At 71.8% G+C, this 19,451-nt stretch carries 18 protein-coding genes; 9 read left to right on the top strand and 9 right to left on the bottom strand.

Annotated elements, in window-relative coordinates; all coding sequences use genetic code 11:
• Positions 1–22 precede the first annotated feature (22 nt).
• Positions 23–538: a hypothetical protein gene (locus ACIBQ1_RS41310; protein WP_397285771.1), complete on the top strand. Its 516-nt coding sequence runs from the start codon at positions 23–25 to the stop codon at positions 536–538.
• Between the two features lie 269 nt (positions 539–807).
• Positions 808–1,338, top strand: a complete 531-nt coding sequence (locus tag ACIBQ1_RS41305; RefSeq protein WP_397285770.1) for a hypothetical protein — start codon at positions 808–810, stop codon at positions 1,336–1,338.
• Between the two features lie 246 nt (positions 1,339–1,584).
• Here the strand turns inward: ACIBQ1_RS41305 and ACIBQ1_RS41300 are convergent, their stop codons facing one another.
• The 5 genes from ACIBQ1_RS41300 to ACIBQ1_RS41280 are packed head-to-tail and all read right to left on the bottom strand — an operon-like array spanning position 1,585 to position 7,848.
• A complete protein-coding gene (locus tag ACIBQ1_RS41300; protein WP_397285769.1) occupies positions 1,585–2,832 on the bottom strand; it encodes an amidohydrolase family protein in 1,248 nt (415 codons plus the stop codon).
• A complete protein-coding gene (locus tag ACIBQ1_RS41295; protein ID WP_397285767.1) occupies positions 2,829–3,635 on the bottom strand; it encodes an ABC transporter ATP-binding protein in 807 nt (268 codons plus the stop codon). Before ACIBQ1_RS41295 ends, ACIBQ1_RS41300 begins: the two co-directional genes overlap by 4 nt.
• Positions 3,628–5,310, bottom strand: coding sequence for a dipeptide/oligopeptide/nickel ABC transporter permease/ATP-binding protein (locus ACIBQ1_RS41290; protein WP_397285765.1), 1,683 nt, complete (start codon positions 5,308–5,310; stop codon positions 3,628–3,630). Before ACIBQ1_RS41290 ends, ACIBQ1_RS41295 begins: the two co-directional genes overlap by 8 nt.
• Positions 5,297–6,313, bottom strand: coding sequence for an ABC transporter permease (locus tag ACIBQ1_RS41285; RefSeq protein WP_397285763.1), 1,017 nt, complete (start codon positions 6,311–6,313; stop codon positions 5,297–5,299). Before ACIBQ1_RS41285 ends, ACIBQ1_RS41290 begins: the two co-directional genes overlap by 14 nt.
• A gap of 5 nt (positions 6,314–6,318) precedes the next feature.
• Positions 6,319–7,848 (bottom strand): ABC transporter substrate-binding protein, encoded by a 1,530-nt coding sequence (locus ACIBQ1_RS41280; RefSeq protein ID WP_397285761.1) that lies wholly within the window; start codon positions 7,846–7,848, stop codon positions 6,319–6,321.
• A 274-nt stretch (positions 7,849–8,122) separates the two neighbouring features.
• On the opposite strand from ACIBQ1_RS41280, the gene ACIBQ1_RS41275 reads away from it, so the two are divergent.
• Together ACIBQ1_RS41275 and ACIBQ1_RS41270 are read left to right on the top strand one after the other, a co-directional pair.
• Positions 8,123–9,217: an Lrp/AsnC ligand binding domain-containing protein gene (locus tag ACIBQ1_RS41275; RefSeq protein WP_397285759.1), complete on the top strand. Its 1,095-nt coding sequence runs from the start codon at positions 8,123–8,125 to the stop codon at positions 9,215–9,217.
• A 48-nt stretch (positions 9,218–9,265) separates the two neighbouring features.
• Positions 9,266–10,519, top strand: coding sequence for an amidohydrolase (locus ACIBQ1_RS41270; protein WP_397285757.1), 1,254 nt, complete (start codon positions 9,266–9,268; stop codon positions 10,517–10,519).
• 10 nt (positions 10,520–10,529) lie between these two features.
• Here the strand turns inward: ACIBQ1_RS41270 and ACIBQ1_RS41265 are convergent, their stop codons facing one another.
• A complete protein-coding gene (locus ACIBQ1_RS41265; protein ID WP_397285755.1) occupies positions 10,530–11,660 on the bottom strand; it encodes an acyl-CoA dehydrogenase family protein in 1,131 nt (376 codons plus the stop codon).
• 136 nt (positions 11,661–11,796) lie between these two features.
• On the opposite strand from ACIBQ1_RS41265, the gene ACIBQ1_RS41260 reads away from it, so the two are divergent.
• Positions 11,797–13,293 (top strand): ATP-binding protein, encoded by a 1,497-nt coding sequence (locus ACIBQ1_RS41260; RefSeq protein ID WP_397285753.1) that lies wholly within the window; start codon positions 11,797–11,799, stop codon positions 13,291–13,293.
• Positions 13,294–13,388: 95 nt separating this feature from the next.
• Entirely contained in the window at positions 13,389–13,895 is a 507-nt protein-coding gene (locus tag ACIBQ1_RS41255; RefSeq protein ID WP_397285751.1) for a flavin reductase, read from the top strand.
• A gap of 38 nt (positions 13,896–13,933) precedes the next feature.
• Here the strand turns inward: ACIBQ1_RS41255 and ACIBQ1_RS41250 are convergent, their stop codons facing one another.
• Positions 13,934–14,566 (bottom strand): response regulator transcription factor, encoded by a 633-nt coding sequence (locus ACIBQ1_RS41250; protein ID WP_397285749.1) that lies wholly within the window; start codon positions 14,564–14,566, stop codon positions 13,934–13,936.
• A 162-nt stretch (positions 14,567–14,728) separates the two neighbouring features.
• Here ACIBQ1_RS41250 and ACIBQ1_RS41245 point away from each other — a divergent pair, with 162 nt between their 5' ends.
• The 3 genes from ACIBQ1_RS41245 (at position 14,729) to ACIBQ1_RS41235 (ending at position 17,934) form a co-directional block, all read left to right on the top strand.
• Complete coding sequence (locus ACIBQ1_RS41245; protein ID WP_397285747.1) at positions 14,729–15,814, top strand: Gfo/Idh/MocA family protein; 1,086 nt, start codon at positions 14,729–14,731, stop codon at positions 15,812–15,814.
• Entirely contained in the window at positions 15,811–16,218 is a 408-nt protein-coding gene (locus ACIBQ1_RS41240; protein ID WP_397285745.1) for a gluconate 2-dehydrogenase subunit 3 family protein, read from the top strand. The genes ACIBQ1_RS41245 and ACIBQ1_RS41240 overlap by 4 nt, the downstream gene beginning before the upstream one ends.
• A gap of 87 nt (positions 16,219–16,305) precedes the next feature.
• Positions 16,306–17,934 (top strand): GMC oxidoreductase, encoded by a 1,629-nt coding sequence (locus ACIBQ1_RS41235; RefSeq protein WP_397285744.1) that lies wholly within the window; start codon positions 16,306–16,308, stop codon positions 17,932–17,934.
• Positions 17,935–17,959: 25 nt separating this feature from the next.
• On the opposite strand, the gene ACIBQ1_RS41230 is transcribed toward ACIBQ1_RS41235, so the two are convergent.
• Both ACIBQ1_RS41230 and ACIBQ1_RS41225 read right to left on the bottom strand, forming a co-directional pair.
• Positions 17,960–18,844 (bottom strand): alpha/beta fold hydrolase, encoded by an 885-nt coding sequence (locus tag ACIBQ1_RS41230; protein WP_397285742.1) that lies wholly within the window; start codon positions 18,842–18,844, stop codon positions 17,960–17,962.
• Positions 18,834–19,445 (bottom strand): TetR/AcrR family transcriptional regulator, encoded by a 612-nt coding sequence (locus ACIBQ1_RS41225; RefSeq protein ID WP_397285740.1) that lies wholly within the window; start codon positions 19,443–19,445, stop codon positions 18,834–18,836. The genes ACIBQ1_RS41230 and ACIBQ1_RS41225 overlap by 11 nt, the downstream gene beginning before the upstream one ends.
• Between the last annotated feature and the right edge of the window lie 6 nt (positions 19,446–19,451).

The following is a 19,451-nucleotide window of genomic DNA, read 5'->3' as shown; positions in this document are numbered from 1 at the left end:
CCACGGAACGGGATGCCGGCCGGTGACCGTGATCATCCGTAACACCTCGGCGATGGAGCCGCCCCCGGCCGCTCCGGTCAACGGCGACGGCCGGCCGTACCGCCATGAAATGATCTACGCGGGCGGGACCTACCGCGGCTACGCCGACGATGCCGCCGAGCTGGTCGGCATGCTCATCCCCGGCTACGCCGCGCTCGCCACCGACGGCGAGCGCGCCACGGCGCGGGTCCGGCTCGCCCTGGACCTGCAGGTCAGGGTGCAGGCCGAGCTCGCGGCCGGGCCGCGGCTCGACGCCTGCGGCGAGGCGGAGCGCGCCGTCGTGCTCGGCGCGCGGCACGAGCCACCGGCGCCCGCCCGGTGGGAGGCGCCGGTCCCCCTGGTCCTCGTCTCGACCTTCTACGAGCCCGCCGGCGCGCTGCCGAGGCCGTCGGGGCCCGCCGAACTCCAGGTCTGGCTCGACCCGGCCGACGACTGGACCCTGCTGACCAGCCTGCACACGGCCGGTGCGATCTTCGTGGGAACACGGGCCGGCACCTGAGCGGCGCCCGAAGTGATCGCCGAGCACGATCCGCGCCTCACCTCGCAACGGTTCGCGCGCCTGCTGCTCAAGGACCATGGCGCGCACGCGAACGCGTCAGGACGGCCGGCTACGCCGGGGGCGCGAGCTGTCCGGCGACCCGCGTTACTTCGTGAAGAACGGCCGGTGACGAGTACGACCTCCTGGGAGATAACCGGTACGCGATCCACCCGATTTCTTCTATGTTTGTCGGTGGCCGTGACCATGTGCCCCCCAAGGAGATGTTCCACGTGAAGAGACCTCTTGAAGGAACCGCCCTGCGTGCCGGTGTCGTCGCCGTCGCGCTGACCGGCGGCCTGCTGACCTCTTCCCCGGCCGGCGCCACCGCCGTGACCGGCACGGAGTCCGTCGCCCTGGCGTCGCAGCAGGCCGCCGCACGCCCGAGCAACGGCCGAATCCTCTACGACCGCTACAGCGGCGGCCGCGGCACCCTCAAGATCAAGAACGGCACCCCGAGGGACGGCGTCGTCACCCTCGTCAAGGGCAGGACCAAGGCGATCAGCATCTACGTCCGCGCGAAGTCGTCGGCCAGCATCAAGGACGTCCGGGACGGCACGTACCGGATCTACTTCACCACCGGCTCCCGCTTCAGCGTCAGCAAGCGGAGGTTCGCCGTGGGCGCCAGCTACCAGCGGTTCAAGGACCGGTTGAAGTTCGTCACGACCGCCACCTCGTACAGCATCTGGACCCTGACCCTCCACCAGGTCAGGGGCGGCAACGCGCAGACCACGCAGATCAACCCCAAGGACTACCCGGCCTGACGGCTCGCGGCGGGACGCTTCGCGCGGCGAAGCGTCCCGCCCTCAGCCGTGGGGTTGTTCCACCGGAGCGGTGCTCTCGCGGTCCGTGAGGGTGGTGGCCGGCTCCAGGCCCGCCCGCGGCGTCGGCGTCGCGGTGCGCAGCGGGGCGGCGATTCTTGCGCGTGAGGTCGTGGCGGGTATGTCCGCGGCCCTCGCCCTGCGGTCGGGTGAGGGCCGGTGGCGGGCGGCGGATGACGCCGGTCTCGATCAGGCCGTTGCCGGTCGTGCCGTGAGGTCCTTCACGATGGTGCCTGCTTTCATCACGATCTCGATGTGCGCGGGATCGGCCAGGGCGTGGATGTCCCGCAGCGGGTCGGCGTCGGTGATCACGAGGTCGGCGAGCTTGCCCGCCTCCAGCGTGCCCACCTCGTGGGAGGTGCCCAGCAGCTCGGACGCGGTCCGGGTCCCGGCGACGATGGCGTCCATGGGGGACATGCCGAGCTCGACGAGATGCCCGAGCTCCCGCAGGTTCTGCCCGTGCGGGCAGACTCCGGCGTCCGTGCCCAGCGCGATCTTGGCTCCGCGCGCTATCGCGTGGCCGATGTTCGTCTTGGTGATCTCGGACCACTTCACCTTCTTGGCGTAGTGGTACGGCTGCATCGTCTTCTTGTCGATCGCGAACACGGTCGACAGCGTCGGGACGAGGAAGGCGCCGCGTTCCTCCAGGAGGTCGAGGCCCTCGTCGTCGATGCCGTACCCGTGCTCGACGCTGGTCACCCCGCCCCGGAGGGCGGTCAGGATCCCCTTGCGGCCCTGCGCGTGCGCGGCGATGGGCCGGCCGCCGTGCCGGTCGAGCTCGTCGGCGATGGCCCGCACCTCGTCCAGGCGCAGGCCCTCGTCGTCGGGGTGGTCGTGCCTGCTGCCCATGCCGCCGGTCGTGCAGATCTTGATGAGGTCGGCTCCCTGGCGGAGCACCCGGCGGGTGGCCTTGCGGACCTCGTCGACGGTGTCGGCGATCTCGATCAGCTCGGGCGCGGTGGGCGTGATCGTTCCGCCGGGCAGGTGCATGTCCCCGTGCCCGGCGGTGTGGCTGATCGGGCTCACCGCCAGCTTCAGCCGCGGACCCGGGATCAGCCTGCGGTCGATCGCCTCGCGGAAGCCCGAGGACAGCCCGCCGAGGTCGCGCGCGCTGGTGACGCCGGCCTCGAGCGTCGCCCGGAGCCGCGCGGCGGACTCGAGGACGGTCAGGGCCGGATCGTTCTGGAGGGCGTGGAACGGGCCGTTCGTCAGGGCGAAACCCGTATGCACGTGGCAGTCGATGAATCCGGGCAGGATCGTCCTGCCGCGCAGGTCGCGTACGTCCGCGCCCTGGACGTCCGGGGCCTCGGCCGCCGGTCCGGCGAACCCGATGGCGCCGTCCGGGGTCACGTCGAGGACACCGTCCTCGACGGGCGGCGCCCCGGTGCCGTTGACGATCCTGACGTTGGTGAGCCGGAGGTTTCGATGGCTGGTCAAGCGGAGTCCTTCTGACGGGGTTCGATGTCGAAGCCTGGGGCGCCCGGGACCGAGTCGAGCAGGGTCCTGGTGTACTCGTGCCGCGGGCGCCGGTAGAGGTCCGCGGCCGGGGCGTGCTCGACGACGTCGCCGTGGTAGAGCACCACGACCTCGTCGCTCACGTGCCGGACGACGGCGAGGTTGTGCGAGATGAAGACCATGGTCAGGTTGAGTTCGCGGCGCAGCCTGGCCAGGAGGTTGAGGATCTCCGCCTGCACCGAGACGTCGAGCGCGGAGGTGATCTCGTCGGCGATCACCACCTCGGGCCGGATCATCAGGCCGCGGGCGATCGCGACCCGCTGCCGCTGCCCGCCGGAGCACTCGTGGGGAAAGCGGTCGATGGTGTCGGCCGGCATCCTGACGGCGTCGAGCCACTGGACGATCTCGTCCCGGTGCCGCCGCACGTCCGCCCGGCGCGGGTCCACGGCCTCGGCGAGCGCCTCGCCGATCGTGCGACGGGGGTCGAGCGACGAGTACGGGTCCTGGGGGATCATCTGGACCTTGCGCCGCAGCGCCCGGCGACCCGCGCCCCGCGCGGAGGAGATGGGGACGCCGCCGATCCTGACGCTCCCGGAGGTCGGCCGGACGAGCCCGACCAGCGCCTTGGCCAGCGTCGACTTGCCCGATCCGGACTCCCCGACGATGCCGACCGTACGGCCCCGGGCGACGTCCATGGTGATGCCGTGCAGGATGCGCGTCGCGTTCTTGCCCCACCCGTAGCCCACTTCGAGGTCGCGGACCTCGACGGCCATCGCGTCATCCATGCGAGTGCTCCTTCGTGCGCGGCGGGGTCCACGACTCGTCGATGGTCGGGGTGGCCTCCAGGAGGGACCGCGTGTACGGGTGGCGGACCGTCTCCACGGCGAGGTCCCCGGCGGCGATTTCCTCGACGATCTCGCCGCGGTACATCACGACGACGCGGTCGCACAGCGCGCGGACCACCCCGATGTCGTGCGAGATGAACATGATCGAGGCACCGAACTCGCTGTTGACGCGCTTGAGCTCGCGCAGGATCTCCGCCTGGACGGTGACGTCCAGGGCCGTGGTCGGCTCGTCCGCGATGATCAGGCGCGGCTCGACGGCCAGCGCGGCGGCGATCATCGCCCGTTGCCGCATGCCGCCCGAGAGCTCGTGCGGATGTTGCCTCATGCACTGCTCGGGCCTGGTCAGGTGGACCGTCCGGAGGGCGTCGAGGATGCGCTGTCCGGCCTCTCGCCCGCTGAGGCGCTTGTGGGTGCGCAGCACCTCCGTGAGCTGGGTGCCCATGCGGAGCGCGGGGTTGAACGTCGAGCCCGGGTCCTGGTAGATCAGGCTGACGGTCTCCGCCATGAGAGCCGGTGGGACGGGCCGGCGCAGGTCCAGGTCGCCGACCGCCATGCGGGTCGCCGTCGAGGTCAGGCCGTCCGGCAGCAGTCGCGCGAGCGACATCGCGGTGAGGGTCTTGCCCGAGCCGCTCTCGCCCACGATGCCGACGATCTCGCCCCGTCCGATGCCGAAGGAGATGCCCTTGACCAGCGGCGTGTCACCGGCGTGGATCCACAGGTCGCGGACGTCGGCCAGCTGCTCGCTCGCCGCCTCCGCCGCGGCCGGAGGTGTTCCGCTCCGCCCCGGCGCCGTGTGTCCCCGCGGGTTCGCCGCCGCCGCGAGGCCGTCGCCGACCAGGACCGCCCCCAGCCCGGTCAGGACGATGAGGAACGCCGGGCCCGCCATCTGGAAGGGCCGGTCCGCCAGGAGCGAGGGCAGGGCCTCGTTCAGGAGCTTGCCCCAGTCGTAGGCGGGCGACTGGACGCCGAGGCCCACGAACGACAGCGCGGAGATGGCCGTCAGCGTGGCCGCGAACGTCGACGCCGACAACACGAGCAGCGGCTCGGCCATGTTCGGCAGCATGTGCCTGGTCGCGACGCGGGCGCGGCTCACGCCCAGGAGGCCCGCGGTGGACACGTACTCCTGCTGTGACACCTTCGCGGCGAGATTCGCGGTGAGTCGCGCGAAGTAGGGGATGCCGGACAGGCCGATGGCGATCACCGCCGAGGAGCCGCCCGCGCCGAGGACGGCCGCCACGACGAGCGCGAGGAGGAGCCCGGGGAAGGCCACCATCGCGTCGATGACGCGCAGGCAGACCTCCCTGACGCGGGGCCGTACGAGCCAGACGCCGGTGCCCAGGACGACGCCGAAGACGACCGACATGGCCGTCGCGCCCGCGGTCATCAGCAGGGTGAGGCGGGTGGCGACCAGGCTGCGCAGCAGGACGTCGTGGCCGGCCGCGTCGGTGCCGAGCCAGTGTCCGGACGAGGGCGGGGCGAAGCGCGGGCCCAGCACGGCCGCCCGGTCCGTGAACAGGATCGGGGCCAGCACGGCGATCAGCACGATGCCGCCCAGCACGGCCAGGCCGAGCACGAGCCCGGGGTTGCGGCGGCGGGAGCGACTACGCGGAGACATGCGATCCCCCGAGGGTCCGCTGGTCGATCAGCCCGAGCAGGACGTCGACGAGGAGGTTGACGAGCGCCGCGATCATGCCGATGACGAGAACCATGCCCTGGATGACCGGATAGTCGCGGTCGAGGATGGCCTTGATGATGCCGCTGCCCAGGCCGGGCAGCGCGAACACCGACTCGATGATGATCGCGCCGCCGATCATGCCGGTCAGGATCAGTCCGCTCAGGGTGAGCGTGGTGGTGAGCAGGTTCGGCAACGCCCACCGGACGTGGCGCCGGAAGGCGGGCAGCCGCCAGCCGCGGGCCGTACGCATGTAGTCGGTGTCCAGCACGACCGCCGTCTCGCGGCGGACGACCCGGGAGATGGTGCAGATCGGGCCGATCACGATCGCCGCGACCGGCAGGACGAACGACGCGGCCCCGAACCGGGGCGCGTAGGCCGGCGGGAAGAGCGGCACCAGCCCGATGCCGAGGGCGAACATCACGACCAGGAACGAGGCCATGATGTAGCCGGGGATCGAGTCGAGGAAGCCGGTGACCACCCCGAAGGCGACGTCCAGCCACCTGCGCCGGCCGCCGCGCGTGAGCACGCCGATGACCATGCCGAGCGGGACGGCGACCAGCAGGACGACGACGATTCCCGTCACCGCGATGGTGGCGGTGAAGGGGAGACGGTTCATGATGATCGTCTCCACCGGCTGCCGGTACATGAACGACGTGCCGAGGTCCCCGGAGAAGACGCCGCCCGTGTAGACGAGGAACCGTTCCCAGATCGGGCGGTCGAGCCCCAGCTCGGCGCGGACGCGCTGGACGTCGGCGAGATCCGCGTTGGCCCCGGCGACGCCGACCGCCGGGTCACCGGGAATGAGCTGGACGATGAGGAACGACACGACCAGCAGCGCGATGAAGATCACGACCAGGCTGGTGAGCCGTCGTACGGCGAAACCGGGCCAGGCGGAGGAGCTCCGCGACCGGGCGGCCGGACCAGGCGTGGAAAGAGAAGTCATGGCGGCTACTTGAGGATGCGGAGGGTGGCGGGGTCGAGGTAGTCGTCGAAGGTGCGGATGGCGAATCCGCCGGCGACGACGGTGGTGGAGGGCAGGGTCGACAGCGGGATCGCGTCGACCCGCTGGAGGAACGACTTCTGCGCGGACTGGAGGGCGGCACAGCGCCCGCCGTTGTCGATCGCGCTCATGGCCTGGGTGACGAAGCCGTACCCCTGGTCGTTGACCGATCCCGTCTTGTTGCGGCCGCCCTTCTCGGTCACCGGGCCCATCACCCGCAGCAGGGAGGAGGTGAGGGTGCCCAGCTGGTTGTTGTCGCCCTGGACGTTGATGTCCCAGTCCGAGCCGCCGGCCGTGGTCAGCGTGGCCCAGTTGGCGTTGTCGAGGGAGTTGACGGTGACGGTCGCGCCGGCGTTGCGCAGCGCCTCGCCGATGTAGTCGTTGCCGCCCTGCAGCAGGGTCGTGCCGACGAGGCGGATGCGGACCCCGGCCAGCTTCTTCGCGGCGGCGGCGGAGTCCTGGGGGGTCAGCAGCGACCGGTCGGTGTTGACGCAGGGGAGCTTGGCCGATCCGACGGACAGGGTCGTGCTGCCCCGCTTGCCGCTGATGATGTCGCTGAACGTCTGCTGATCGACGGCCTGGGCCACCGCGGTACGCAGGTCGGCCCGGTCGGCGAACGCCGTTCCCGGACGCTCGTTGAACAGCAGGTATGTGGTGGTGTTGGAGGCGCTCGACGTGGAGAAGCGGGTGTTGCCGTCGAACCGGGCCACGTTCTCGTCGGCGACCACGCCGACGTCCAGGCTGCCGGCCAGCAGCTGGGTGGCGATCGTGGCGTAGTCGGTGATCGGGGTGAGGTTCAGCTGCTTGGCGGGCACGCCCTCCAGGGGCTTGGCGAACGCCGGCCAGGCCGCGTAGCCGTCGCGCAGCGTCAGCTGGTAGGACACCGCCGGCTGGGACGAGGTCAGCGTGTAGGGGCCGGAGAACGCTCCCGCGGCCTTCCCCGCGGCGAGTCCCTTGAGGTCGCTCAGGCCCGCCGGGCACACGATCCCGGCCTGCGGCAGGGTCAGTCCGGTGAGGAAGTCGGACCACGGGACGGACAGGGCGGCCTGCACCGTGCCCGCCTTGTCGTCGGCGGTGAACGTCGCGGTGCCCGACCCCAGCGCCAGCGTACGGCCCGAGGAGCCCGTCTCCTTCGCCGCGAACCGCGTCAGCGAGGCGGCCACCGCCGACGCCGTCATCGGCGTGCCGTCCGAACAGGTCAGTCCCCCGCGGATGGTGAACGTGTAGTGCGCCGCGTCCTGCGCGCGCCACGCGGACGCGATGCCGCCCACGAGGGCGTTGCCCGAGTCCTTGCGCACCAGCGTGTCGAACAGCAGCCGGGCCACGGTGAAATCGTCGCCGCCCTTGGCCAGCGCCGGGTCGAAGGTCGCCGGATCGGTGTTCAGCGACATGTTGATGGTGTCGGTTGCCCCCTCGGCGACGCCGCATCCGGCCAGGCCCGCCACGAGCACCATCGCGAGAATGGAATTGCGAAACACTGATCCTCCAGCGCACTCGCGAGAATGAATGGCGCCGAGCCTAGGTGTCGCCTGCCGATCTCAGGTCTTTCGAGACGCAGAGCGCACGGAATTGCGCGATATCGCGGCCCGGGCGCACGATCCTTCCCGCGGGCTTCGCCGGCGGTTTCCTTCGCGTTACGGCCGCCTGCACGCGAGCGTGCCCCATCCCGGCCGCCGAACCGATCTTACGCGGCGGTCCGGCAGGCGGTACACGATTATGGGCGGATCGGGCCTTTGCCCGCAGGATGAGCGCATGGTCGACGGGCTGGACTTTCAGATCATCAACGCGCTCCAGATCCACCCCCGGGTCCCGTGGGTCCAGCTCGGCAGGATTCTCCGGGTCGACCCTTCGACGATCTCGCGCCGCTGGTCGGCCCTCACCCGGCAGCGGCAGGTGTGGACGAGCTGCTTCGAGTGCGTGCCCCGCACCGGCCAGCAGGAGATCTCGGCTCTGGTCGAGATCCGATGCGCGCCCGGCCTGCGGGGCGACGTGATCGCCGAGCTCAGCCGGCAGGGCCCCGTCATCAGCGTGCACTGCACGTCGGGCGCCCGCGACCTCTATGTCATGATCTCGATGCGCACCCTACTCGCCATGGACCGCTACATCGACGAGCACATCGCCGGCGTCCCCGGCATCGTCGGCACCCGTACCCACTACCTGCGCAGGATCTTCCTGGAAGGGTCGGGCTGGCGGCTCAACGTGCTCTCGGACGAGCAGGCCCGCGCGCTGCACCTGCTCCGGCCGTCCGAGCCGCCCGACCACCGCAAGCCCGCCCACCTCGACGTCATCACGGCCCTCAGCACGGACGTGCGCCGCACCGCCGCCGACATGCAGCGGGAGCTGGGCCGTTCGATCTCGGTCATCTCCCGGGACATCGACGCGCTGCTCGCGGCGGACTGGGTCAGATGGCGCGTGGACTTCGCGCACACCCTCCTGGGCTGGTCGGCGGCGGCGGTGCTGTGGCTCGACGTCAAACACCCCGACCTGGAACGCCTCATCGCCTCGCTCCGGCTGCTCTGCCACGTGCGGATGTGCGCCTCGGTGACCGGTGAGGCCAACCTCGCGGTCTTCCTGTGGCTGCGCAACCTGCAGGAGCTGGACGAGATCGAGGGCCGGCTGTCGTCGTTGTTCCCGAAGCTGCTGGTCAAGGACAGGTGGATCGTGCCGAGGATCGCCAAGCGCACGGGTTACATTCTCGATCTCGACAGCCGACGCCTGCGCTACGTGCCCGTCGGCGGCCAGCCGGTGTTCGATGACCAGCTTCGTGCGGGCTCCGCCCGAAAAACCGATGTTTCATGCGGGATCAACGCCGATCGACGCCCATTCGCGGCGTCTTTCCTAGCCTGAGCGGAACGACCGCCCGGCCGTTGATCATCGCGCAGAGAAAGAGGTCGTGTGGACATCGAGGAGCTCAGGGCATTCCGGCGAGAACTGCATCGCAATCCGGAACCCGCGTTCGTGGAGATCGGGACGGCGGCCCGGATAGCGCGGGCCGTCGAAGACCTGCCGGTGACCGTCCTGACCGGAAAAGACGCCCACGACCTCTCCCCCGTCGTGAACTATCCCTCGCCGCGCACGCTCGACGAATGGGCGGCCCGCGCCGTCGATTCCGGCATCCCACCGGAAAAGGCCAGGTATTTCAGGGAGAACGGCACCGCGCTGGTCGTCGACCTGGCCGGCGTCCGGCCGGGGCCGCGCTGGGGCCTGCGCGCCGACATCGACGCGCTGCCGGTCCGGGAGTCCGCCGATCCGGCCCATTTCCCGGCCGCGAACGGCTTCGCGGCGGTGAACGGCGCGATGCACGCGTGCGGCCACGACGCGAACGCCACCATCGGCGTGGGCCTGCTGCACCGCCTGGCCGACCGCGACTTCGCGGGCTCGCTGAGGGTGCTGTTCCAGCCCGCCGAAGAGGGGGTGCGCGGAGCGCAGACGATGATCGACGCCGGCGTGGCCGACGGCATCGACATCATGCTCGCCGCGCACATGGCCGGCGACCTGGACGTCGGCCACGTGGTGGGCAGCTTCACCGGTGGCATGGCCACCCGCAAGCTGAAGGCCGACTTCACGGGCCGGGCCTCCCATGCCGCCGGCGCGCCCGAGTCGGGGCGCAACGCGCTGCTCGCCGCCGCCATGGCCGCCCTGGCGATCATGGCCATCCCGCGCTACCGGTCCGCGGACACCAGGCTCAACGTCGGCACGCTCGTCGCCGGTGAGGGCGTGAACATCGTCCCGTCCTCGGCGGTGATGACCTGCGAGGCACGCGCCACCGACGACGAGATCGTGGACGAGCTGGTCGACCGGATCCGGTCCATCGTGGAGGGCGCCGCCCGCACGCAGGACGTCGAGGCGGCGCTGGCGGTGACGGGCCGATCCGCCACCGTGGCGCCCGACGACGACCTGGTCGACCGCATCGTGGAGGTGGCCGGGGCGCACCCCGGCGTCGTGGAGGTGACCAGGACCAAGGCGTTCGCCGGCAGCGACGACGCCAACCTGCTCATCCGGCACGTCCAGCGGCGCGCCGGCAAGGGCGCGTACCTGATGATCGGAGCCGGCAGCCCGGGACCCCACCACAGCGCGGACTTCGACGTGGCGGAGGAGGCCATCCCGATCGGGATCGACCTCCTCGAATCGCTGATCCGCCAGGGGTGAGGGCCGCCGATCACCGGAAGGCGGGGACGGTGGGCGGCAGGCCCATGAGGACGGCACCGGCGGCGTCGTACATCGCCGGGCTGAGGAAGGCGTGCTCCTGCGGCACCAGAGCGTCGCCGAGCAGGGCGGGCAGCGGGTGGTCCTGGTAGATCGCGGCGGTGCCGGAGAGCGAGACGACCTTGTGGACCACCTCCGACGAGGCCCGCGCGAGGTGGGCGGCGGACAGCCGCAGGTGCGCGTTCTGCTCGTCGCTGACCACGCCGCCGGCGACGAGCGCCTGCCAGGCCTCGTCGGCGACCTCGTAGAAGTAGGCTCGGGCGGAGCGCAGCGCGGCCTCGGCCTCGGCGATGCCGGCGCGGTAGTAGGCGCGGTCGGCGAGCTTGGGGGCGCCGGTGATGCTGCCCCGGCCGCTGCCGACCTCCTCGGCGAAGTCGAGGGCGGCGCGGGCGACGCCGGCGGAGACCACGGAAAGCGACTGGGCCGCGTAGGTGATCGCGGGGTAGCGGTAGAGCGGCTCGTCGACCACCGGCTCCCCGCCGCGGATGAAGGTCCACTCCCGGTCGACCTCGACGTCTTCGGCGATCAGGTCGAAGGAGCCGGTGCCCCGCATGCCGACGACGTCCCAGTCCCGCACGATCTCCAGGCGTTCCGGGCGCACCAGCGCCCCGCGCGGCTTGCCGGCGGTCAGGTCGTCGCCGGGGATGCCGACGCAGATGATGTCGGCGGCCATGCAGCCGCTGGCGAACTTCCACCGGCCGTTGACGAGGAAGCCGCGCTCCGTCGGGGTGGCCCGCTGGATGGGGAACAGCGCCCCGGCGAAGACGACGTCGGGGCCGCCGGCGTACAGCTTGGCCTGGGTCTCCAGCGGCAGCGAGCCCAGATAGACCAGCTGGGAGCCGAAACTCGCGACCCAGCCGGTGGAGCCGTCGACGGCCGAGATCCGCTCGATCTTCTTCAGGAACTCGGCGGGCGGCATCGTCTCGCCGCCGAACTGCTCCGGCGTCGCGGCCCGGTAGAGGCCGAGCCGCTTGAGCCGGTCGACGAAGTCTCTGGGGACGTAGCGCTGCTCGCGGAACTCCTGTCGACGCTCGGCCAGCTCGGCGAGCATCGCGTCGAACGCGGCGGGATCGTCCTGCGCCATCCTTGCTCCTCATGGGTCTCGCGGTGTGATCTGAGGTTAGGAAGAACCCTCTCGCCCGTCAGTCGTCATTTCCTCACCTAGACGTAGGGGATATCTTCATCGTCCACCCCTCCGCCGGGTGACCTACCCTGTGTCGGTGCGAGTAGATCCGCGAGCTCCCGAGCTCGTCGCCGCGGACTTCGTGGCCATGATGAACGCCTCCCGGATGTGCGTCCTCATCCACGACGCGGCGACCAAGAACATCCTGTGGGCCAACCCGGCCGCCTGCGAGCTGCTGGAGTTCACCCTGAGTGAGATCCGGCCGCTCAAGGCCGATCACATGAGCAGCTCGGCGCAGCAGTACGACCGGGTCATCGGCCGGGCCTGGCTGCAGGACGCCGTCGAGAAGGGCGCCAGCCGGATCGAGTGGCACTACCGCGCCAAGTCCGGCCGGGTGATCCCGACGGACGCGCTCGCGGTGCGGGTCGAGCTCGCGCAGGGACCGGCGGTGATGGTGCAGTTCCGCGACATCGAGCGGGAGCAGCGGGTGGAGCGCGAGCTGCGGCTCACCACGTCGTACGTCGACGCGCTGGCCCACTACACCTCCACCCTCGCCCTGATGCTGGACGAGACGGGCAAGATCAGGTTCGCCACGGACACCGCGCTCACCGCGATCGGCGCCCCCATGATCGCGCAGGTGGAAGGGCCGATGCGGCCCCTGACGGCATTCGCCCGGCTACGGCTCGACGGGCGCGACGCGAGCTGGGCGGACGTCCTCGCCCGCGCCACCCCGGTCACGCCGGTCCAGCTGGAGGCGAGCCGCCCCGACGGTGGGCGGGTATGGCTGGAGGGCTCGCTGGAGCGGCTGCGGGAGGCGGACACCACCGCGCTGCTGATGATCCTGCACGACGTCTCCGACCGGGTTCAGGACCAGGTCCGCCGGGCCCGGGAGCTGCACCGGGAGAACTACCTGGCCCGCTACAACGCCATGGGCGACATGGCGATGGCGATCGCCCACGAGCTCGGGCAGCCGCTGGCCGCGGCCGCCAACTTCCTGGCCGGCGTGCACAACCGCGCCGCCCGGCTGCCGGAGGCCGGCGCGCTGACCCAGGGCGTGGCCAGCGCGGTCAGCCAGATCGAACGCGCCTCGGCGATCGTGAGCTCGGTGCGGGCCTTCGTCGGCCATCTGGAGCAGGTGGAGCAGGTGGCCGACCTCAACGACGTCGTCGAGGAGTGCCTCTACTTCGTGCGGCTGCGGGCGGCGCCGCTCGGGGTCGAGGTCCGGGTACGGCTCTCCCCCGAGCCGGTCCTGGTGCGCTGCGAACGGGTGCTGACCGGCCAGGTGGTGCTCAACCTCTGCTTCAACGCCGTCGACGAGATGGGGCAGTCGCCGTCGGCCCCGAAGCGGATCGACGTGGCCACCGCCCCCGACGGCACCTTCACCGTCGACGACCGGGGCCGGGGGCTGCCGCGCGACCCGTTCGCGGAGTCGTTCACGTCCAAGGAGCACGGCAGCGGGATCGGCCTGGCGCTCAGCCACCGGATCATCACCCGCCAGCACGGCACGATTCGGGCGGTGAAACGGGAGGAGGGCGGGTCGCGGTTCGGGTTCACGCTGCCGCTCGCCGAGCCGGAGCAGCCTGCCGGCGAGTAGGGGAAATCCTCAGCCGGCGCGGATAAAGTCTCGATTTCGGCGCCGGCGGGCGCGGCCTAGGTTCGGAGTCAGCCGATCACCGTCAGGAGGCAGCCGTGGCCACCACGCAGGACCTGACCGAGACCCAGCGCGGCTTCCGTGCCGCGATGGCGAACCTGTCCGCCGCCGTCAACGTCGTCACCACCGATGGCCGTCACGGCCGGGCCGGGGTGACCGTGAGCGCGGCGTGCTCGGTCACCGACTCCCCGCCGACCATGCTGGTCTGCGTCAACCGCTCCAGCAGCTCGCACGACATCGTCATGGCCAACGGGCGGGTCTGCGTCAACGTGCTCGGCACCGACCAGGAGGAGCTGGCGATGCACTTCGCCGGCGCGACGAACGTGCCGACCTCCGAGCGGTTCGGCGCGGGCTCCTGGGACTTCGGCACCTACGGCGTGCCGGTGCTGCGCGACGCGCTCGCGTCGGTCGTCGGGCGGATCGTCGGCAAACGCAGGCAGGGCTCGCACACGGTGGCCTTCGTCGAGATCGACGCGGTCACCTCACGCCTGGGCAGCGGTGCCCTGGTCTACTTCCAGCGCCGCTTCCACAGCCTCACCGCCTGAGCCGCCTGAGCCGCCCGAAGCCGCCCGAAGCCGGATCGTCAGGGCTCGATCCGGCACTGGAGGACGTCACGGACCAGCGCGCCCAGGCTTTCCGCGCCGGTCTTGGCCTTGATCCGGGCCCGGTGCACGTCGACGGTCTTGACGCTGGTGCCGAGCCGGCGGGCGATGAGCTGGCTGGGCAGGCCGTCCACGACCAGCCGGAGCACCTCGCGCTCGCGCGTGGTGAGCGACTCGACCCGGTCGCCGACGACCCGCCGGTGGGCGTGCTCGCGGAAGCGTCGCCCGGCCTCCCGCAGCTGTTCCTGGACGACTTCGAGCATCTGCTGCGGTTTGTAGGGCTTTTCGAGGAAGTTGACCGCGCCCCGTCGCAGGGCCCGTACCGACATCGCGATGTCACCATGGGCGGAGCAGAAGATGATCGGGGCGGGATAGTCGAGCCCGAGCAGCCGTTCCTGCAGCTCGAACCCGCTCAAGCCGGGCATCCGCACGTCGACGATCAGCACGGCGGGCTCGGCGGCGTCATACTCGGCCAGGAACGTCGCGGCGTCGGGATAGGTGAGCGCCTGGACCCCGACGCTCTCGAAGAGGAAGACGAGCGACTGTCTCAGGTCGTGGTCGTCGTCGACGATGTGCACCACCGGGCTGGGCACGGCCGATTCGGTACCGCTCATCCCCGCACTATGCGCGGCCCGCGGGAGCGGATCAATCCCGCCGGTTCGGCCAGCGAAACACGAGGATCGGGTCCGCTGATCGGACTGGCCGGCTTGAGGGCGGAGCGCGGGCGGACGTTCACTTCCACCGGTCCCGTACGCAATCGAAAGGATGGAGAACACGTGCACCACCGCATCGGCATCCTCGGCACCGGCAACATCTTCGGCCGGTACGTCACCGGCATGGCCCGCTACCCGGAGCTGGAGATCGTCCGCGTCGGCGACATCGACGTCGACCGCGCAGAGCGGGCCGCCGCGGAGCACGGCATCCCCGCCTGGGGAGACGGTGACGAGCTCTACGCCGACGACTCGATCGACATCCTGGTGAACCTGACGCCGCCGGCCCACCACGCGAGCACCGTCATCCGGGCGCTCGAGTCCGGCAAGCACGTCTATGTCGAGAAGCCGCTGGCCGCGACCGTCGCCGAGGCGCGGAAGGTGCTGGCGGCCGCCGAGGCCGGCGGCCGCGTGCTGGGCTCCGCGCCGGACACGTTCCTGGGCAGCGCCTCCCAGACCGCGCGCAAGGCGCTCGACGACGGGCTGATCGGCGAGCCCGTCGGCGCGTCGGCGTTCATCCGGCACAGCAAGGCCGAGACCTGGCATCCGGACCCGCGTTTCCTCTTCCAGCCCGGCGGTGGGCCCGTCCTGGACATGGGGCCGTACTATCTGGCCATACTGGTGAACCTGCTGGGCCCGGTCAGGTCCGTGGCGGGGGCCGCCCGCGTCGGCGCGCCGGTGCGCGCGGTGACCGCGCCGGACCGCGTCGTGGACCGGATCGACGTCGAGGTGGCGACGCATGCCTCCGCCGTCCTCGTCTTCGATTCGGGGGTCATCGGCACCACGCTGATGAGCTTCGACGTCTGGGACAGCGATCTGCCCGCCATCGAGGTCTACGGCACCGAAGGGACGCTCACCTTGGCCAACCCCAACCACTTCGACTGCGACGTACGGGTGCGGCGGCACGGGGACTCGGACTGGTCGGTCCTGCCGCCCGTCGTCGAGCTGTTCGGCGCGGTCGGCACCAAGGAACAGACCCGCCGCGGCCTCGGCGTCCGGGATCTGGCCGACGCGATCGAGGGCGGCCCGCACCGCGCCAACGCCTCCTTCGCCTTCCACGTGCTGGAGGCCCTTTCGGCGATCGACGGGCCGGGCCAGGTCGTCCACCTGGAGAGCACGTGCGAGCGCCCGGCCCCCCGCTTCGCGGAGTGACCCCGAGGCAGGCCGCGACGCTGAGCGCGGTCGTCGACACGATCGTCCCCGCCGACGAGCACCCGAGCGGCACCGAGGCGGGCGTCCTGGACTACCTGGCGGGGCAGTTCGACCGTGACCTGGCCGGGCTGCGCCCGTACTACGCCGCCGGGCTCGACGCCGTGGAGGCCGAGGCGCGCGAGCGGGACGGCGCCGCCTTCCCCGAGCTTCCGCCCGCGCGGCGCGAGGCGCTGCTGCAGGCGTTGGAGGCCGGCGAGACCCGCGTGCCGTGGCCGTTCGACGCGGCGGTGTTCGTGGACACGGTGGTCGGGCACGTCATGGAGGGCTTCTACGGCGACCCGGGCAACGGCGGCAACCGCGACGCCGTCTCCTGGCGGATGATCGGATTCGAGGCAGAACGCTGATGCGCGGGCGGACGCGGCCGTGACCGGATTCGAGGCGAGGCTGATGCGGGCGGACGCGGCAGTGGCTGGATTCGAGGTGCGGGGCTGATGCGGGTGGACGCGGTCGTGATCGGGTCGGGGGCCGGGGGCGGGGTCGCCGCCGCGGTCCTCGCCGAGGCGGGCAAGCACGTGCTCGTGCTGGAGCGCGGCCGCGACCTCACCTTCGAGGAGATCGGCCGCGACCATCTGCGTAACCACCGGCTCACCCGCTACCCGCACCGGTCCGGGCCCGACTACGAGGGCGGCCCGCGCGTCGTCGTCGACCCGACGGGCCGCGAGCAGGTGGTGCGGCCGCACGAGCCGGGCTTCCACGGCAACGCCACGCTGGTCGGCGGCGGCACGCGGCTCTACGGGGCCCAGGCGTGGCGGTTCCTGCCCGCCGACTTCACCATGGCGAGCACGTACGGCGTGCCCGCCGTCAGCAGCCTCGCCGACTGGCCCATCGGCTACGACGACCTGGAGCCCCACTACGAGCGCGCCGAGTGGGAGATCGGCGTCTGCGGCGACCACGCGGCGGCCGGCCGCCACTGGCGGCGTGCCAGGCCGTACCCCATGTCCCCGCTTCCGGCGGGCCCGCAGGCCCGCGCCCTGCGCAGGGGGGCCGCCGCCCTCGGCTGGGACGTGCTGCCGGTGCCGTTGCTGATCAACTCGGCGCCGTACGGCGGGCGGGCCGCCTGCACCCGCTCCCGGCACTGCGTCGGCTTCGCCTGCCCGGCGGACGCCAAGAACGGCTCGCACAACACCGTGCTGAGCCGCGCGCTCGCCACGGGCCGAGCCCGGCTGCTGCCGGAGGCCGTCGCCGAACGGATCGAATGCGACCCGTCGGGCCGCGTCACCGGCGTGCGCTGGGTGGACCGCTCGGGGGCGCGCCACGTCGTCGAGGCCGAGGTCGTGGTCTGCGCGGCCGGCGCGATCGAGACGGCTCGGCTGCTGCAGAACTCGCCGACCCGGCGCGAGCCGTACGGGCTGGGCAACAACCACGATCAGGTGGGGCGGCACCTGCAGGGCCACGCCTACGCGTGGGCGCTGGGCGAGATGGACGAGCCCGTGTACGACGGTCTGGGCCCCGGCGTCTCGCTCGCGACGCTCGAGTTCGTCCACCACAACGACGGCCTCGTCGGCGGGGCGATGCTGGCGGACGAGTTCGTCGTGCTGCCCCTGGCCTTCTGGGCCCGGAACCTGCCGCCGGACCTGCCCCGCTGGGGCGCGCGCAACAAGCGGTACATGCGGGAGAACTACCGCCGCGTCATGCGGGTGGGCGGCCCGGTCCAGGAGATCCCCAGCCCGGAGGCGAGGACGCGGCTCGACCCTCACGTGCGCGACCGGTGGGGCATCCCCGTCGCCCGCCTGTCCGGCACCACCCATCCGGAGAGCGTGCGCACCGGGGATTTCATCGCCGAGCGGGCCCGCGAATGGCTGCTCGCCTCGGGGGCGCGCCGGGCGTGGTCGGCGCCGATGTCCCTGACCCTGCACGCCGGGCAGCACCAGTCGGGCACGTGCCGGATGGGCGACGACGAGCGGACGTCGGTCGTGGACCGGTGGGGCAGGGTGCACGGCCACGACAACCTCTACGTCGCCGACGCCTCCGTGCACGTCACCAACGGCGGGGTCAACCCCGTACTGACGATCATGGCGCTGGCGTTCAGAACGGCCGGGCAACTGTGCGCCGAGTGGTGACAGGTCCCCATAACCGCGCGCCCGGCTATGGGGCGGGGTCGGGGAGGCCCGCGAGTTCGTTCACCAAGGCAGCGACGGTCTCGGGGTGCTCGTCGGTGACGAGGTGTCCGGCGTCGGGGATGACCCGCAGCCCGGTGTTCAGCAGGGCTTCGGCCGCCGGGGAGAGGCGGCGTGGAGGCAGGAAGGTGTCGTGTTCGCCGGTGGCGACGAGGGCGGGGACCAGCCGGCGGCGGGCCAGCAGCGGTGCGGGCAGGGCCGGCGGGGCGAGGGTGGTGCGGCAGTGGCGGGCGATGAGGGTGTACCACTCCGCCAGGTCGGGCGGCGGGGTGTGGCCGGGGGCCAGAAAACGGCGTACGAGCGCGGCGCTGGTCCTGGGGGTGGGCCGGGCCATCCAGGCCAGGGTGGCGGCGAGGGTGGCGACGCCGAGCCGGAGCCGGGTCAGGCCGCCGGGGGCGATCAGCACTCGGCCGGCGATGCGCGGGGAGTCGCAGGCCAGGGCGATGGCTCCGCCCAGGGAGTGACCGAGCACGATCGCCCGGTCGATGCCGGTTGCCTCGAGGACCTCGCTCAGCCAGTGCCCGTACCAGGTCAGCCGGTCGGCGCGAGGGCGTTCGGGGGCGCTGAGCCCGGGTTGCCCGGGAAGATCGGCGATGACCGTGGGCAGGTGGGCTGCCAACGCTTCGGCCAGGGGTAGGTAGGTGGCGGCGTTGGCGCTGGTGCCGGGGATCATGACGACCGTACGAGGGCCTGTGGCCGGTCCTGCGGTGAGCAGGTGGGTGTGGCCGTGGGTGGTGTGCAGGTCGCGGCGCCGGTGTGACACCGGCCACCGGTCCAGACGGCGGGTGCACCAGTCACGGACGATCTGCTGTCCGCGTGGGGTGCGGTAGGCCGATTCGGTGTCAGCGGACATCGGGCAGGTCCTCTCCGGTGGCGCTGGCCACGATGGCCAGGGCGCGGGTCATCAGGTCGTCGAGGTCGGGACCGCCGTCCTGCTCGGCCCAGCGCACGAGTGCGGCGCTCGCGGCCGACAGGCAGACGCCGACGCTGACCCAGAGCCGGAATTCCTGCTCGGCGTCCTGCTGGTGGCCGCGCAGGGCTTCGACGATGGCCTTGTGGGTGGCGTACTGGTGGTCCCATTGGCGGGCGCGCAGCGCGGGCGTCGCCAGCGTGAGCCGCAGCCGGTCCAGCAGCATGCGGTGGTCAGCGGGAGAGAGCCCGGCGACGCCGAGCAGCAGGCCTTCGCACAGCCGCCGCATGAGGGGCTGGCCGGCGGGGCGGGAGGCGATGCGGTCGGCGATCAGCGGGTCGTACTCGTCGGCGAGCACGAGGTCCTCTTTGGTGGGGAAGTAGCGGAACACGGTCATCGAGGAGACCTCGGCGGCCTGCGCCACGTCGCTGACGGTGGTGGCGTCGTAGCCGCGTTCGAGGAACAGCCGCATCGCGTGCTCCTGTATGGCGCGCCGGGTGCGGGCGCGCCGGCGCTCACGTAGTCCTGTGGCCTCGTCGCTCATATGTTA

The organism is Nonomuraea sp. NPDC050153 (assembly GCF_044460125.1).
Classification (GTDB): domain Bacteria; phylum Actinomycetota; class Actinomycetes; order Streptosporangiales; family Streptosporangiaceae; genus Nonomuraea.
The sequence above is the reverse complement of the archived record's forward strand: the minus strand, read 5'-3'. Positions and strand labels throughout refer to the sequence as shown.

Excerpts from the sequence above, each read along its gene's own strand:
- ACIBQ1_RS41295 (WP_397285767.1), bottom strand. The coding sequence starts at position 3,635 with ATGGATGACGCGATGGCCGTCGAGGTCCGCGACCTCGAAGTGGGCTAC.
- ACIBQ1_RS41290 (WP_397285765.1), bottom strand. The coding sequence starts at position 5,310 with ATGTCTCCGCGTAGTCGCTCCCGCCGCCGCAACCCCGGGCTCGTGCTC.
- ACIBQ1_RS41285 (WP_397285763.1), bottom strand. The coding sequence starts at position 6,313 with ATGACTTCTCTTTCCACGCCTGGTCCGGCCGCCCGGTCGCGGAGCTCC.
- ACIBQ1_RS41275 (WP_397285759.1), top strand. The coding sequence starts at position 8,123 with ATGGTCGACGGGCTGGACTTTCAGATCATCAACGCGCTCCAGATCCAC.
- ACIBQ1_RS41265 (WP_397285755.1), bottom strand. The coding sequence starts at position 11,660 with ATGGCGCAGGACGATCCCGCCGCGTTCGACGCGATGCTCGCCGAGCTG.
- ACIBQ1_RS41250 (WP_397285749.1), bottom strand. The coding sequence starts at position 14,566 with ATGAGCGGTACCGAATCGGCCGTGCCCAGCCCGGTGGTGCACATCGTC.
- ACIBQ1_RS41235 (WP_397285744.1), top strand. The coding sequence starts at position 16,306 with ATGCGGGTGGACGCGGTCGTGATCGGGTCGGGGGCCGGGGGCGGGGTC.
- ACIBQ1_RS41230 (WP_397285742.1), bottom strand. The coding sequence starts at position 18,844 with ATGTCCGCTGACACCGAATCGGCCTACCGCACCCCACGCGGACAGCAG.
- ACIBQ1_RS41225 (WP_397285740.1), bottom strand. The coding sequence starts at position 19,445 with ATGAGCGACGAGGCCACAGGACTACGTGAGCGCCGGCGCGCCCGCACC.